The organism is Maribacter polysiphoniae, assembly GCF_003148665.1.
GTDB lineage: Bacteria > Bacteroidota > Bacteroidia > Flavobacteriales > Flavobacteriaceae > Maribacter_A > Maribacter_A polysiphoniae.
Map to the genome: position 1 here is coordinate 684453 of NZ_QGGQ01000002.1, position 15368 is coordinate 699820.

14 protein-coding genes are annotated in these 15368 nt (G+C 41.0%); 7 read left to right on the forward strand and 7 right to left on the reverse strand.

The window, feature by feature from the left end; genetic code table 11:
* Window positions 1-14: 14 nt before the first annotated feature.
* From LX92_RS07305 to LX92_RS07325, 5 genes are all read right to left on the reverse strand, one after another.
* Window positions 15-2618: a BamA/OMP85 family outer membrane protein gene (locus tag LX92_RS07305; protein WP_109649607.1), complete on the reverse strand. Its 2604-nt coding sequence runs from the start codon at window positions 2616-2618 to the stop codon at window positions 15-17.
* Between the two features lie 4 nt (window positions 2619-2622).
* Complete coding sequence (locus LX92_RS07310; protein ID WP_109649608.1) at window positions 2623-3363, reverse strand: isoprenyl transferase; 741 nt, start codon at window positions 3361-3363, stop codon at window positions 2623-2625.
* 7 nt (window positions 3364-3370) lie between these two features.
* Window positions 3371-4066, reverse strand: a complete 696-nt coding sequence (porG, locus tag LX92_RS07315) for a type IX secretion system protein PorG (RefSeq protein ID WP_109649609.1) — start codon at window positions 4064-4066, stop codon at window positions 3371-3373.
* Window positions 4067-4179: 113 nt separating this feature from the next.
* A complete protein-coding gene (locus LX92_RS07320; RefSeq protein ID WP_109649610.1) occupies window positions 4180-5061 on the reverse strand; it encodes an NAD kinase in 882 nt (293 codons plus the stop codon).
* 142 nt (window positions 5062-5203) lie between these two features.
* Window positions 5204-5860: a CBS domain-containing protein gene (locus LX92_RS07325; protein WP_109649611.1), complete on the reverse strand. Its 657-nt coding sequence runs from the start codon at window positions 5858-5860 to the stop codon at window positions 5204-5206.
* A 90-nt stretch (window positions 5861-5950) separates the two neighbouring features.
* Here LX92_RS07325 and LX92_RS07330 point away from each other — a divergent pair, with 90 nt between their 5' ends.
* From LX92_RS07330 to clpX, 7 genes are all read left to right on the forward strand, one after another.
* Complete coding sequence (locus LX92_RS07330) at window positions 5951-6664, forward strand: pyridoxine 5'-phosphate synthase (RefSeq protein ID WP_109649612.1); 714 nt, start codon at window positions 5951-5953, stop codon at window positions 6662-6664.
* The gene (locus LX92_RS07335; RefSeq protein ID WP_109649613.1) at window positions 6661-7434 is read left to right on the forward strand and encodes an alpha/beta fold hydrolase; all 774 of its coding nucleotides are present in this window, start codon (window positions 6661-6663) and stop codon (window positions 7432-7434) included. Before LX92_RS07330 ends, LX92_RS07335 begins: the two co-directional genes overlap by 4 nt.
* 114 nt (window positions 7435-7548) lie before the next feature.
* On the forward strand, window positions 7549-9132 hold the full coding sequence (locus tag LX92_RS07340) for an SGNH/GDSL hydrolase family protein (protein ID WP_109649614.1): 1584 nt from the start codon (window positions 7549-7551) through the stop codon (window positions 9130-9132).
* A 72-nt stretch (window positions 9133-9204) separates the two neighbouring features.
* Window positions 9205-9546 (forward strand): phage holin family protein, encoded by a 342-nt coding sequence (locus LX92_RS07345; RefSeq protein WP_109649615.1) that lies wholly within the window; start codon window positions 9205-9207, stop codon window positions 9544-9546.
* Between the two features lie 213 nt (window positions 9547-9759).
* Complete coding sequence (gene tig, locus LX92_RS07350; RefSeq protein WP_109649616.1) at window positions 9760-11082, forward strand: trigger factor; 1323 nt, start codon at window positions 9760-9762, stop codon at window positions 11080-11082.
* Between the two features lie 118 nt (window positions 11083-11200).
* On the forward strand, window positions 11201-11881 hold the full coding sequence (clpP, locus tag LX92_RS07355) for an ATP-dependent Clp endopeptidase proteolytic subunit ClpP (RefSeq protein WP_109649617.1): 681 nt from the start codon (window positions 11201-11203) through the stop codon (window positions 11879-11881).
* Window positions 11882-11976: 95 nt separating this feature from the next.
* Window positions 11977-13212, forward strand: coding sequence for an ATP-dependent Clp protease ATP-binding subunit ClpX (gene clpX, locus LX92_RS07360; protein ID WP_109649618.1), 1236 nt, complete (start codon window positions 11977-11979; stop codon window positions 13210-13212).
* Here clpX and LX92_RS07365 read toward each other — a convergent pair.
* Together LX92_RS07365 and LX92_RS07370 are read right to left on the reverse strand one after the other, a co-directional pair.
* A complete protein-coding gene (locus LX92_RS07365) occupies window positions 13187-13774 on the reverse strand; it encodes a hypothetical protein (protein WP_109649678.1) in 588 nt (195 codons plus the stop codon). The genes clpX and LX92_RS07365 overlap by 26 nt on opposite strands.
* Window positions 13775-13845: 71 nt before the next feature.
* Entirely contained in the window at window positions 13846-15360 is a 1515-nt protein-coding gene (locus LX92_RS07370) for a GH3 auxin-responsive promoter family protein (RefSeq protein ID WP_109649619.1), read from the reverse strand.
* Between the last annotated feature and the right edge of the window lie 8 nt (window positions 15361-15368).

Below are 15368 nucleotides of genomic sequence, written 5' to 3' on the forward strand. Positions count from 1 at the left end.
CCACGATTCTTAAATTAAAACTGTTGACCGATAATGAAGTGTGTTTGCCATCCACTGGGTCCTGTAGAACTTGAACTGTAGTCCTGATCGAAACCATAACCAAAGTCAATTCCCAGTAAACCGAATGCCGGCATAAATATACGAAGCCCCACTCCAGCCGAACGTTTTATTTCAAACGGATTAAAGTCCTGAAAATTGTTGAAACCATTACCACCTTCCATAAAAGCCAAGCCATAAATCGATGCTGATGGCTTTAAGGTCAATGGATATCGTAGCTCCATAGAGAATTTATTGTACACCAAGGCACCATCTAGCTGGCCGGTATCCGGATTAAATGGGGTCAACGCCTGGTTATCATACCCTCGTAACTGCACTACATCCCTACCATCCAAGGTAAAATTACCCATACCGTCACCACCAACATAGAAACGCTCAAAAGGCACATCGCCCACGGCACTGTTGTAACTACCCAAGAATCCTAACTCGGCATTGGTTCGCAGCACCAAATCACCAACAAGCGTCGTATACCAATCCCCTTTGAATTTTACCTTATAGTATTCCAACCATCTAAAACGTTCTTGATCCACTTCTTCCAATCGTGCAGAATCCTCAGCATCCAATGTACCACCTTGCTGGGCCCTTTGTATCGTAAGATCCGTACTCTCTTCTTTCAAGCCACTATAATCCTTATTGCTGAACAGGGAGTATGGGGGAGTGAATTTACCCGTAATCTCAAAATTGGAACCTCCCCTTGGGAATATCCTACCCCCAGCGGTGGCATTTCTTGAAATACCCAAGGTATAGGTAAACGCATTGGATTTACCATTACCGAAGTTGAACAAGCCCAAACTATAATTGTTGAATTCATAGAGTTGATATCCCAAAGAATGTGAAATCACGAAGAAATCATCGGGCCATTGTACTTTTTTCGCCAACCCTGCTGAAATCCCGGTAATGGAGAACCCTTCGTCCTTATCTACCTTTATCCTACCTGAACTGGTATAACTGGCACGGAATTGTTTGGTCTGGGATAATGATAGGTTAAAACGTACCGGTTTTTTACCACCCAACCAAGGTTCCGAGAAGTTTAAACTGTATACCCGATAGGTCTTACTGGCTTGCAAACGTACCGCAAAACTCTGACCATCACCCATAGGTACAGGCTTATAGGCTTCCCCATTAAAAATATTCCGCAAAGAAAAATTACTGAAAGAAAGCCCTAAGGTACCGATGAAACCACCGCCACCATATCCACCTTGGAGTTCAATCTGGCTCGATCCCGATTCAACAAGACCATAGTCCAAATCCACAGTACCTTCATTGGGTTTTGGATTGATAATATCCGGTTTGATCTGTTCCGCATCGAAGAAACCAAGTTGCCCCAATTCACGAATACTCCTTATAATATCGGACTTGTTATATTTTTGACCGGGACGGGTTCTTAATTCCCTGAAAATAACGTGGTCATTCGTTTTGTCGTTCCCGTTGATCGTAACATGGTCCAAGAAGGTCTCCTTGCCCTCAACAATACGGATCTCAAAATTAATCGTGTCATTCTCAGCGGAAACCTCTACTGGGTTTATACTTGAAAACAAATAACCGTTATTTTGGTACAAGCTTGTGACATCATTGGCATCGGGCTTGGTATCATCGGCAATACGCTCGCGCAACAACACCCCATTATAGGTAGACCCTTTTTTAATACCCAAAACACGGCTTAATACCTGATCCGAATAGACACTGTTACCCACGAAATCAATATCACCGAAATAATACTTGTTTCCTTCTTCAACATTGATCTTGATCTTGATATTGTTCTCATCAACATTAATGATGGTATCTGAAAGTATCCTAGCATCCCGGTAACCGTTCTCCGCATATTTATCCATCAATAGCGTCAGGTCATTTTCATAATCATCCTCGATGAACTTGGACTTTTTCCAAAAGCGTCCCAATTTCTTCTTCTTGGTCTTCTTAAAGGCTTTTCGCAATTTCTTTGCAGGTAATTTTTCATTGCCTTCAAAAACAATATCCTTTATTTTAACCTTATCACCCTTATCAACATTTACGACCATACTCCTAGCATTAGTTTGCGAGGTGTCCTTGACCGTAATAATATTGACCTTAGTATTAAGGTAGCCCTTTTTCTTGAATTTATTCGTGATATAGTTCTTACTGTTCGCAATAAGACTTTCGGTTATCTTTTTCCCTTTCTTAAGATCCGTATCCTTTAAAATCTCATCGACCTTACCATCTTTCACACCATTCATCTTCACCTTGGACAAGGTGGGACGCTCAATGATGTTCAATTCTAGGAAAACATTCTCCCCTTGGATATCGGTAACATAGAATGCGATATCGGTAAAAAGTTCCAAGCCCCACAGTTTGTTGATGATGGCACTGATCTGTTCCCCGGGAAGGGTAATCGGCTGCCCTACCCTCAAACCGGTATAGGTCTTTACTGTCTGTTCATTATAACTTTGTAGCCCCGTTACTTCGAGACCACCAAGTATATACTTTTTGCCATCTTCATAAGAAGTTTCTTGTGCAGAGGCAATGGTGACAATAAAAAATAATAAGAAAGTAATAATGGGTTCAAGGGACATGAACCTTTTCATATCGCTAGTTGAGTTGTTCGCTAGTTTTTCCAAATCTTCGTTCTCTGTTCTGATAATCTATTATGGCACCTATTAAATGATGTTCTTTAAAATCGGGCCAAAATACATCTATGAAATATAATTCAGCATACGCAATTTGCCATAATAAAAAATTGCTTATCCGGTGTTCTCCACTGGTTCGGATGAGCAAGTCCACATCAGGTAAATTGTGCGTGTAAAGATGGTTATTTATAATGGTTTCATCAATATTTTCAGGAGAAATTATATTATTTTTAACTTTGATAGCAATCTGTTTCACAGCGTTCAACATTTCGTCCCGGGCCCCATAACTCAGTGCCAGGGTCAAGGTCATTCCCGTATTTCCCTTGGTTTTTTCCATTACCTCGATAAGTTCCTCATAGGCTGTTTTTGGCAATGCCTTAATATCACCGATCGTATTCAACTTCACATTGTTCTTGTTGAATGTCTTAAGCTCTTTCTTAAGGGAAGACACCAAAAGCCGCATCAAAGTATCGATTTCGAATTTCGGTCGGTTCCAGTTTTCGGTGGAAAAAGTGTAGAGGGTAAGGTAATCCAAGCCGATTTTAACACAGCTCTCAACGGTTCTTCTGACGGTAGTAACGCCATTTTCATGGCCAAAAACCCGAAGTTTACCTTTCTGTTTGGCCCAACGACCGTTACCGTCCATAATAATAGCGATATGCTTTGGTAATTTTTGGTCGTCGATTTCTTCGATAGTATTCATGTAAGTATCACTCAAAACAATCGGAACAAGGTTTTCTGCCAAAGGTATACGTTAATGTAACCCCTGAGAAAACATACCAATCGTCACTAAAAATATTTCCAAAATCAACATCCAATTGTTGATTCACATTCGATTTTTCAGGATTACTGGCATCCAAATTGTCTGTAAAGGTATACCTTGCCCCAACTTCCGCACCAATAATCAAGAACTGATTCAACCTCTTTTTAACTCCCACAACCATAGGAATGGCAAAAGAACCATCCTTTTGATCGATACTCAATTGCTGACCAGCATCTATATAGTCGTAGTCATATCTAAAATAGGTAAACCCCGTGTATAAATATGGCGTAAAAGCAGAACCCAACCTATGTAAATTATAATCAACAAAATTAAACTCCAGACCCGCCGAAGCTTCAAAGACGGAATTATTAACCACATAACCCCTTTGTTGCCTAGCGGTCATACTCGATTTTGAATCGTCGGCTGTAAATTTACCATAAATTAAGCTAGCACGCCAAGCATATCGTTTACTTTTATTCCATTTGAACAATCCGCCAATGGCAATATCCGAAGGTGCTATGAAATTTGTCCTACCAACATCACCAATGTTATTGGCACCACCAACAAAAGCCCCTATCTCATAAGTCTGTGCATTCAACGAAACACAAAGCAAAAAAAGAATTGAAAAAAAATAATTCTTCATATATCCAACATAGTTTGCAAATTAAACCCTAACAGGGACATACCCATATTAGCAATACATATATGTACCCACATGATAAACAGCTTTTGGGCACAAATATTGTTTTCTATGGCTCAATTGCGCTTATCTTCCCCCCATAACAATTTATTACGCAGTGTATTTAAAAAACTATCGGAAGTATATTCTATCATATTTATGGCAAAATGTGCCTTTTTAATCTCTATAACAGTACCGTTCTCCAATGTAGCAATCCGAGAGTCCAAGGAAATAAGATGATGGTCTTCCCGTCCTAAAACCTTTAATCGAATGACCGTATCATCGGAAATCACCAAAGGTCTAGCATTCAGGTTATGCGGGGCAATAGGGGTAAGTACCAAGGATTTTGCCGTAGGAACTATCACAGGCCCGCCACAACTCAGGGAATACCCTGTAGAACCAGTCGGCGTGGAAACAATGAGTCCGTCCGCCCAATACGAAGTCAGATACTCCCCATTGAGATGGGTTTCCACCGTAATCATAGAGGTGGTATCCTTTCTACTTACGGCAATCTCATTCAATGCAAAATTAAGCGGGCCTATTTCATCGGACTGGGTTCCGGCATCGACCTCAACCAAACTTCTTTCCACTATGGTATAGGCCCCTTGCATGAACTCCCGAACAACTTTACGGACATCCTCTTTCTTGATTGTCGAAAGAAAACCCAAACGCCCGGTATTGACCCCTACAATGGGAATACCCAAATCGCGCACAAATGTTGTTGCCCTTAATATGGTACCATCGCCCCCGAAACTAACGAACATGTCATAAGAACCATCCAACCCAGTGGTTTCATTAAACGACCTGCAATCATCAACATTCGACTTCTTGGACAAATGGTATTTAAATTGTTCTTCAATAGCTACTATCGCCGATGCCTTTTTGAGTTCATCGAGCAGCTCACCCACATAATCCATCGTTGAATCCTGGTATACTTGTCCGTATATAGCAACTTTCATCTATTGTTTTTCTTATTTCTTTCATCGACCAGACGTATGCAACCACGTACCGACCTATCCACATAATGGGTATTTATAAACACTCGACCACACCGATGAAAGTCCCGATCAACATCAAGGACAATCACGATTTTTACTCTAATTAAACGTTTAGGTATTTATCCAAGTAGTCAGACCTTTGTTTAAGGTCATCAATAAACTGATCTTCCACATTCCCAAAAAGGATCGTGTAATTATAGCGCCTGAAAGTATGCAGGACCTCATTCATACTCGTACCACTTATTTTAATCGTAATCTGCACTACCCCATCCCGTATCTGGGAAATAAACCCTCCTATGAACTTACTATTGTTACTTTCAACAATCTGCACAACCTCACTAAAGGAATAATCCCGCTGTTCCTTGGCCACCACCAAAATACCTCCTGGCTCCGTAAAAAAAGGCATATCGATAAAAACACTGACAATATCGGTAATGTCATAATACCCGAGAACGTCATTACCCTCACTTATAACCGGTACCAAATTAGCCTCATTTCTCGCAAAGGTCTCCAAGACATCGAACCAACTGGTTTCTTCACGAACAAAAAACGATTCCAGATTGTATTTGAAATCCTCGATTTTCTTGTCCACGTCAAAATGCTCCAAATCATTTTCATTGAACACCCCCAAAAACTTTTTCCCATCTACAATGGCTATATGCGAGTAGGTATTCTCCATGAAGAACTTAACCAAATTACCTAAAGGCTCATCGACCTCAAAGACAGGTATTGTGGTAATTATGTGTGTTTGAATCTGCATAGCTTAAAATTAAACGCAAAATACTAATTAAATATATCAAAAGGCATGCCTATTTCGTATTTTTGCCATGAAAACACTAGATACATCCCAATGACCAAGCTCAGTGTAAATGTCAACAAAATTGCAACCTTGAGGAATTCAAGGGGAGGCAACGTACCGAACCTATTAAGGGTAACCAAGGATATCGAATCTTTTGGCGCCCAAGGAATCACCATACATCCCAGACCGGATGAAAGGCATATCAGATACCAAGATGCAAGGGATTTGAAAAAATTGGTGACCACGGAGTTCAACATTGAAGGCAACCCTATCCAAAAATTCATGGATTTGGTTTTGGAAGTAAGACCTACACAAGTCACCTTGGTTCCCGATGCCCTGAATGCCATTACCTCCAATGCGGGTTGGGACACCATTACCAATAGAAGTTTTTTAAAAGAAGTGATCGCTACCTTTAAACAAAACAACATAAGGACATCCATATTTGTTGACGCCGACCCAAAAATGGTAGCGGGGGCTGCTGAAACCGGGACAGATCGTATTGAACTCTACACGGAAAGTTTTGCAGAGGCTTTTGACAAAGGGGACATGAAAGGCATTGACCCTTTTATTGAGGCCGCCCAAACAGCAGATCAATTGGGATTGGGCATAAACGCTGGCCATGATTTGAGTTTGGACAATATCAAATACTTTAAGGACAACATTCCGAACTTGTTGGAAGTTTCCATTGGCCACGCATTAATTTGCGAATCGCTTTATTTGGGATTGGAGAACGTTATAAACATGTATTTGAACAAACTAAAATGAATCCCGTATTACATTCGAATATTCTAGGAAGCGGCAAACCCCTATTGATATTACACGGTTTTTTGGGAATGTCCGACAATTGGAAAACCTTAGGGTCAAAATACAGTGAACATGGAATGCAAGTTCATTTGATCGATCAACGCAACCATGGTCGAAGTTTTCATGCCGAAGAATTCAACTATGATATTCTAGCGGAGGACCTTAGGAATTATATTGAACAACACGAATTAAGGGATGTCATCATCCTAGGGCATTCAATGGGAGGAAAGACCGCCATGCAGTTTGCGGTACGCTATCCCGATCTAATCCAAAAATTGATCGTTGCGGATATCGCCCCTAAATACTATCCGCCACACCATGAATACATCATCAACGGACTGAACCATCTTGATTTCGGGGTAATCAAATCCAGAGGGGAAGCCGATTCCGAATTAAGTAAATACATACAGGAAAAAGGCATACGCCAGTTTTTACTGAAAAACCTCTATTGGGTCGAAAAAGGAAAACTTGCCTTCCGGTTCAACTTAGAGGTCCTATCGCATAAAATGGAAGAAATTGGGGAAGGCCTCAGCGCCATTGACCAATACAATGGTCCCACCTTATTCCTTCGTGGCGATAAATCAGAATACATTATCCCTTCAGATAGCGAGATCATCCGCAGACATTTTCCGAACGCCGTCATTGAGTCAATCGATCATGCCGGGCATTGGCTTCACGCGGAAAATCCCACCCAGTTTTTCAACAAGACCTTTAATTTCATAAAGTCGTAACAAATCCCTCTTTTTATTATGCGTGCATAATTTTTTTACCATAAAGATTGCGAATCTCATAATTTTATTTAAATTTGGATTTATCCAATTTAACTAATTAACTCAAACAACGCAATGAAAAAGTTCCTTTCAACACTGACAATCTGTGCCTTATTATTTGCCTCTTGTAGTGATGACGACCCCGTGGTGGACCCTACACCAACTGACCCTGTTGAAGTAACATACACCAGTGGATCAGCTGATTTCTCTAACTATGTAGCCGTAGGCAACTCTTTGACAGCAGGCTATTCCGATGCCGCTCTTTTTATAGACGGCCAAACCAATTCGTTCCCTGCCATGCTAGCTTCCAATTTTGCTTTGGCAGGTGGGGGTGACTTCAACATTCCATTTATGGCCGACAACTTGGGTGGCGCCACTTTAGGGGGCACACCGCTCCTAGGCAATAGACTGATTTTGTCTTTTGCATCAGGTTCCCCAACCCCTACCCCAGTATCAGGTACAGGCTCCACGGAAATAACAAACACCCTGTCGGGCACCTTCAACAATATGGGGGTCCCTGGCGCCAAAAGCTTCCACTTAGGAGCTCCCGGTTACGGAAATGCTGCCGGAGTCCAGGCCGGATTGGCCAATCCTTATTTTGCGCGATTTGCCTCTAGCGCGACGGCCACGATCATTGGAGATGCCGTTGCACAAAATCCAACATTCTTTTCGCTTTGGATAGGCAATAATGATATATTAAGCTATGCTACCGGTGGTGGCGTGGGCGTTGACCAAACAGGGAACTTGGATCCCTCAACCTATGGAAGTTCGGACATTACCGATCCCAATGTTTTTGCCAATGTCTATGACGGACTTTTACAGGCATTGACCGCACAAGGTGCCGATGGTGTAGTGGCAAACATCCCCGATATTACCACCATACCTTATTTTACTACGGTACCACACAATCCCTTAGACCCGACCAATCCCGATTTCGGACCCCAAATACCCACTTTGAATGCGACATTCGCACAATTAAATGGGGTTTTCGAATATTTAGGCGTACCGGAAAGGGCCATTGAATTCTCAACGACGAGTGCTAGCTCCTTGGTTATCCGCGATGATTCGCTAACCGATTTGTCCGCCCAAATCACCCAAGTTCTTATGGGAGGTGGACTTGATGCCGGTACAGCAGGGGTTTACGGTTATCTATACGGACAAGCCCGTATGGCAAACGAAGATGATTTAATAGTGTTCCCTAGCCAGACCGTGATTGCCAAATTGAATGAGGATGCCTTTGCTACCTTGCAAAACCTAGGTTTACCCGCTGCCAATGCCGGGCAATTGGCCATTAATGGAATCACGTATCCCATGGATGACAAATGGGTACTCACCCCAGCAGAACAAATGTCGGTTGCAACCGCCCATGCGGCATACAACCAAACCATAGAAAATTTAGCAACCCAATATGACCTGGCATTTGTCGATGTCAATGCTTTCTTGACAACGATTGCCAATGAGGGAGTACAATTGGGCGACGGTAGTACGGTCACAGCCACTTACGCGACAGGTGGTGGATTCTCTCTTGATGGTGTACACCCATCACCTAGGGGCTATGCCTTATTGACCCTTCTTTTTGTCGAATCCATTAACGAAAAATACGGATCTGATCTACCTGGTGTGAACCCATTGAATTATAAAGGTCTTTACATTAATTAATAGAAAAAAATTTATACTTTTAAAGGTATCGGGAAATCCCGATACCTTTTTCAATTTATAAACACGTCTTATATGAAACTAATCTTACGCATTCTCTTAAGCGCCTTGGCGGTGGTAATTCTCGCAAAAGTGCTCCCCGGCGTTGGGGTTGACACCTACACCACTGCTATAATCGTGGCCATAGTATTGAGTCTTTTGAATTTTATTGTCAAGCCTATTTTAGTGATATTGACCTTACCTGTGACGATTTTGACATTGGGACTTTTCCTTTTGATCATCAATGCCATTATCATTTTATTGGCCGATAACCTAATCACCGGGTTTTCAGTGGACAATATTTGGTGGGCGTTATTATTCAGTCTACTTCTTTCCTTTTTACAATCGATCCTTTTTTCTTTACTCAAAGAAGACTGACCAGATTGATTTACAGATTGGAATACAGCTACTTAAAAAGTTGCTCGAGTATATAAAATATACTACTTTTGCATCCCATTTTAATTAACCGATTAAAATGCAAGGCTGGTCCCCGCCATATTGTTATGATGGGTACCATTAAAAAAATAACCCCTTGCTTCTGGTAGACAGAGCTATCGAGAAGAAGGATTTATGCTAAATTAAGATACGCAAATGAATATCACGAAAGAGCAGATTGACGATTTAAATGCAGTTGTAAAGGTTGCCATTACCAAGGAAGACTATCAAGACAAGGTTGAGAGCATCCTAAATGATTATAGAAAGCAGGCCAATATCCCCGGTTTTAGAAAAGGCCATGTTCCTATGGGACTTATCAAAAAACAATACGGTAAAGCTGTTTTGGTTGACGAGGTCAATAAATTGATCCAAGACAACCTAAACAAATATTTGACTGAGGAAAAATTAGATGTCCTTGGAAACCCATTACCAAAACAACAGGACAATTTTGATTGGGAAAACGATCAATTGGACTTTGAATTCGAATTGGGCCTAGCACCTACTTTTGAGGTTCCTTTAAAGACCAAAAAAGCCTTGACATATTACAAGATCGTCGCTGACAAGAAAATGATCGATGATCAAGTTGAGCGTATTCAAAAACAATATGGCAAATTGGTCAATCAAAAAGAGGTCGCCAAGGATTTTGAGGTTATCGGTACTTTTAAAAACGAAGCCGAGGAAATCGAAAATAAAACAACGATAGAACTTGATAAGGTCAAAAGCAAAAAAGCCTTAAACAGCTTATTGGGCAAAAAAGTGGGCGATGACGTCACTCTTGCCACCAAAGGCCTTTTTAAGGAAGATTACCTACTATCAAGTGTATTGGGCGTATCCCAAGAAAAAGCCAAGGACCTGGATATCGAAGTTGCCTTTACTATTGAGGAAATCAACGAAAGGGAACCAGCGAAACTTGATCAAGAATTGTTCGACAAACTTTTCGGCAAGGATGTTGTTAAATCCACTGAGGAGTTGAAAGACAAAATCAAGGAAGATTCCGAGAAGCAATTTGAACAACAGTCAGATCAAAAATTATTGAATGACATTACCGAGTATTTCATTGAAAATACCAAATTCGACCTACCTGCGGAATTCTTGACCAAATGGATCAAAATGACCGGTGAGGAACCGCTTTCCGATGACCAGGCGAATGAAGAGTTTGAAAAATCGGAAAAAGGATTGCGTTACCAATTGATCGAAGGTAAGATCATCAAGGATCACGATATTCAAATCCAATTTGACGAGCTTAAGGATTTTGCCAAAGGATTCATTAAGACACAAATGGCCCAATTTGGACAATTGAATCCACAAGAAGAGGAATTGGATAATATTGCCGCCCGTGTATTAGGCAATCAGGATGAGGTTAAAAGACTTTCTGAACAGCTAATGAGCCAAAAACTACTTACCTTATATAAGGAAAAAGTGAATTTAAAGACCAAAGAGGTCACTTATGAAAACTTCGTAAAAGAAGTTTACGGATAAATTTTGGGCCAAAAAGCAAAATCCTTTGCTTTATATGTCTCATTAAAATAAGTATCTTTACGGTGCCGAAGCTTTGGTTTCGGCACCTTTTTTATCTAAAATATTGAAGACAAACCACATGGATTACGGAAAAGAATTCAAAAATTACGCGATAAACCATCAGGGAATCAACAGCATGTATTATGATAAGATCATGAGCAGCATGTACCCGATGAACATGACACCAAATATCATTGAGGAAAGACAATTGAATGCCATCGCCATGGATGTCTTCTCCCGACTAATGATGGACAGGATTATTTTCCTTGGAACTGGAATCAACGACCAAGTTGCCAACATTGTACAAGCGCAATTGTTGTTCTTGGAAAGTGCCGATGCCTCCAAAGATATTCAGATTTATATCAATTCACCAGGTGGTAGTGTTTATGCAGGACTAGGTATTTATGATACCATGCAATTCATTAAACCCGATGTTGCCACCATCTGTACGGGTATGGCCGCTTCAATGGGTGCGGTTTTATTATGCGCCGGACAAAAAGGCAAGCGCAGTGGTTTAACCCACTCCCGTGTTATGATCCACCAACCCATGGGTGGCGCACAAGGGCAGGCGAGTGATATTGAAATTACCGCAAGGGAAATCCTAAAATTAAAAGATGAGCTTTATGAGATCATCTCCAAGCATTCCGGACAAACTTTGGAAAAAGTACAAGAGGACAGCGACAGGGATTACTGGATGAAAGCAGAGGAAGCCATGAAATATGGTATGATCGATGAGATTTTAGTAAGGGACAAAGACTAAAAACGACTAAAAAGTTTAGAAATATCGCCCTTGTTCCCATGGGCGATAAACCAAAATCAAAATTCTATCGTTATTCTTGATAGAAAATAAATGTTATGGCAAAAGAAAATTTAGAATGTTCTTTTTGTGGAAGGAAAAAACCAGAGACCAATCTATTGATTGCTGGTTTGGATGCACACATATGTGACCGATGTATAGAACAGGCCCATGGTATCGTTGCCGAGGAGTCGAACCAATCGAAAAACAGTGACCTGTCTTCTGAATTGGTTTTGAAAAAACCCTTGGAAATAAAAGAATTCCTAGACACATTCATCATAGGTCAAAATCGGACCAAAAAAGTAATGTCAGTAGCGGTTTACAATCACTATAAAAGATTGTTACAACCACTTGGAAAGGATGAAGACATAGAAATCCAAAAAAGTAATATCATAATGGTAGGCCAAACAGGAACAGGTAAAACCCTGATGGCCAAAACCATTGCCAAGATGTTAAACGTTCCTTTGGCCATTGTTGATGCCACCGTACTTACCGAAGCTGGTTATGTGGGTGAGGACGTGGAAAGCATATTGACCCGTTTACTTCAAGCAGCCGATTATAACCTTGAGAAAGCTGAACGCGGTATTGTCTTCATAGATGAAATAGATAAAATTGCGCGAAAGAGCGATAATCCTTCCATAACCAGGGACGTATCCGGTGAAGGTGTCCAACAAGGACTCCTTAAACTCTTGGAAGGCACCATGGTCAATGTACCGCCAAAAGGTGGACGAAAACATCCCGACCAAAAATTCATCGAGGTAAATACGGAGAACATCCTCTTTATCGCCGGTGGTGCTTTTGATGGTATTGAACGTGCAATCACAAAACGATTGAACATGCAAGCCGTGGGTTATAGTGCCTCAAAGGCCGATGACCATATCGATGAGGACAATATCCTACAATACATCATTCCTAGGGATTTGAAGGAATTTGGACTTATTCCTGAAATTATAGGAAGGTTACCCGTATTGACATACATGAATCCTTTGGACAAGAAAACATTAAGGTCAATCTTAACCGAGCCAAAAAATGCCATCATAAAACAATATGAAAAGTTGTTCGCAATGGATGGTATCACGTTCACAATAACGGAACAGGCCTTGGATTACATTGTCAATAAGGCAATTGAATATAAATTAGGTGCAAGGGGTCTCCGATCATTGTGCGAAGCCATATTCACCGATGCCATGTTCGAAATGCCCAGTAATGGTGAAACCGAATTCAAGGTATCCAAACCTTATGCCGAGAATAAATTATCCTTTGAGACCATCAAGAAACTAAAAGCGGTTTCTTAAGTTGAACAACTTTGGTTTTCGAAGCGGTTTTATGGGTGGCAAGTGATAAGAGATCTTTAGCTATTTTCTTGATGATTTCATCTTCCTTATAAAGATCATGTCCGAATTCATGGATGATTTCGGTATCCATTTCCAATTCACCCAATTGGTCTTCGGATGGCACATTGGCATCCATACCACCATAAACCAAGGTTGTGGGTATAGCCCACTCATGATTATCACCATACAGACTAGAGGCGGATACAGCATATAATGATTTCATGGGAAGCCCTTGCAAACCGGCTTTCCATGCTATCTCCCCTCCTATCCCAAATGCCAAATAATGACAGGGTTCCTTCTCCTTTTGCTGCAATTGACCAATTGCGGTTTGAAGCCCCCCGTGTACAAATGCATCCTTTAGATGTTTGTCGGAACAATCAATGTCAACGTCAATCTTTGCCAATTTCTGGCTATCATAATAGGTGATATTAAAATACTGCTGAAGATATACTAAATAAGCAGTAGCCCAAACTCCTTTTTTTGCACCCCACATATCCGATATAACAACAAGTTTTTCTGCCATGATAGGAAAAATCATTTAGTTAATAGTTAGCTTGACTACTAAATTCTTCCTTTCATTTCAAAAATCACTATTTATTGGTTTATCTGAAGTAATTCCTCGATATAGTCCCTTTTGTTGGATAATCTTGGTATTTTATGCTGTCCCCCCAATTTATTCTTTGACTTCAACCAATCATAGAACAGATTCTCCCTTGCAGCATGTACCACGGGCATTTTCAAGGTAATGTTATTGTAGCGTTTTGCCTCATAATCAGAATTGAGTGATTTCAGGGCATTGTCCAAAACCTCGGTAAAATAATTCAGATCTTCTGGCGCTTTCCTGAATTCAATGATCCATTCATGGGCCCCCTTGTCCCTTCCTGACATAAAAATCGGGGCCGCCGTATAATCCTTTATTTCCGCCCCAGTCTTGTTACAAATCCTTTTAAGGGCCTCCTCGGCATTCTCAATGATCAATTCCTCCCCAAAAACATTGATAAAATGCTTTGTTCTGCCGGTAATACGAATCCGGTAGGGGTTGATTGAGGTAAAGCGTACCGTATCCCCTATTTTATAACGCCAAAGCCCTGAATTGGTCGTAATAATGATGGCATAATTCGTTTTCAGTTCAACTTCCCAAAGTGGTATGGCCTTTTGTTCCGGCGTATTATAGGTATCCATGGGAATAAATTCATAAAAAATACCATAATCAAGCATCAATAAAAGATCATTCGCATTGTTCCTGTCCTGAATGGCAAAGAAACCTTCCGAGGCATTGTATATCTCATAATACTTGAAATTTTTCCGCGGAAGCAAATTTTGATATTGCTCTTTATAGGGGACGAAACTCACCCCTCCGTGAAAATATACTTCCAGGTTTTCCCAAACCTGAAACAGGTTATCCTTTCCTGCATCCTGGAGTACATTGTTCAATAATACCAACATCCAAGAAGGCACACCGGCCAAACTTGTTACATTTTCCTGGGTACTTTCATGGATAATAGCCTTAAGCTTGCTTTCCCATTCACTCATGAGCGACACCTTGTTACTAGGTGTACTGCTGAATTCCGCCCAAAGCGGCATATTATCTATCAAAATCGCCGATAAGTCCCCAAAGAACGAATCGTTGTCCTTATACAATTCCTTACTTCCCCCCAAGCGGAGACTTTTCCCCGTAAACAACTGGGAATCTTCATTATTGTTCAGATACAGGCACAAAAGATCCTTGCCGGATTTATAATGGCAATCCTCCAAGGCTTCCGAACTTACCGGAATAAACTTACTCTTGGCGTTTGTTGTACCACTGCTTTTCGCAAACCACTTGATCGAGGTCGGCCAAAATACATTTTGCTCCCCTTTCCGGGTACGTTCGATCATGGGCTCGATTTCCTCATAGGAGGTAATGGGAACCCGCTCACGAAAGGTTTCATAATTGACAATCGTCTCAAAATCATAGGTCCGGCCAATTTCGGTATCCTCAGCAATTTCCAACAATTGATGCAACACCTCTTCCTGCACTTCGGCCGGATATTTTAAAAAAAGTTCGATTTGGTGATAACGTTTTTTGAGCAACCAGCTTGCGATGGAATTAAACAGGGGTATCGGCATTTTTTGGG

What these genes read in the sequence shown, in the direction of transcription:
- LX92_RS07305 (WP_109649607.1), bottom strand. Translation starts at nt 2,618, where the DNA reads ATGAAAAGGTTCATGTCCCTTGAACCCATTATTACTTTCTTATTATTT.
- LX92_RS07330 (WP_109649612.1), top strand. Translation starts at nt 5,951, where the DNA reads ATGACCAAGCTCAGTGTAAATGTCAACAAAATTGCAACCTTGAGGAAT.
- LX92_RS07340 (WP_109649614.1), top strand. Translation starts at nt 7,549, where the DNA reads ATGAAAAAGTTCCTTTCAACACTGACAATCTGTGCCTTATTATTTGCC.
- tig (WP_109649616.1), top strand. Translation starts at nt 9,760, where the DNA reads ATGAATATCACGAAAGAGCAGATTGACGATTTAAATGCAGTTGTAAAG.
- LX92_RS07345 (WP_109649615.1), top strand. Translation starts at nt 9,205, where the DNA reads ATGAAACTAATCTTACGCATTCTCTTAAGCGCCTTGGCGGTGGTAATT.
- LX92_RS07370 (WP_109649619.1), bottom strand. Translation starts at nt 15,360, where the DNA reads ATGCCGATACCCCTGTTTAATTCCATCGCAAGCTGGTTGCTCAAAAAA.
- LX92_RS07335 (WP_109649613.1), top strand. Translation starts at nt 6,661, where the DNA reads ATGAATCCCGTATTACATTCGAATATTCTAGGAAGCGGCAAACCCCTA.
- clpX (WP_109649618.1), top strand. Translation starts at nt 11,977, where the DNA reads ATGGCAAAAGAAAATTTAGAATGTTCTTTTTGTGGAAGGAAAAAACCA.
- LX92_RS07310 (WP_109649608.1), bottom strand. Translation starts at nt 3,363, where the DNA reads ATGAATACTATCGAAGAAATCGACGACCAAAAATTACCAAAGCATATC.
- clpP (WP_109649617.1), top strand. Translation starts at nt 11,201, where the DNA reads ATGGATTACGGAAAAGAATTCAAAAATTACGCGATAAACCATCAGGGA.
- LX92_RS07325 (WP_109649611.1), bottom strand. Translation starts at nt 5,860, where the DNA reads ATGCAGATTCAAACACACATAATTACCACAATACCTGTCTTTGAGGTC.
- LX92_RS07365 (WP_109649678.1), bottom strand. Translation starts at nt 13,774, where the DNA reads ATGGCAGAAAAACTTGTTGTTATATCGGATATGTGGGGTGCAAAAAAA.
- porG (WP_109649609.1), bottom strand. Translation starts at nt 4,066, where the DNA reads ATGAAGAATTATTTTTTTTCAATTCTTTTTTTGCTTTGTGTTTCGTTG.
- LX92_RS07320 (WP_109649610.1), bottom strand. Translation starts at nt 5,061, where the DNA reads ATGAAAGTTGCTATATACGGACAAGTATACCAGGATTCAACGATGGAT.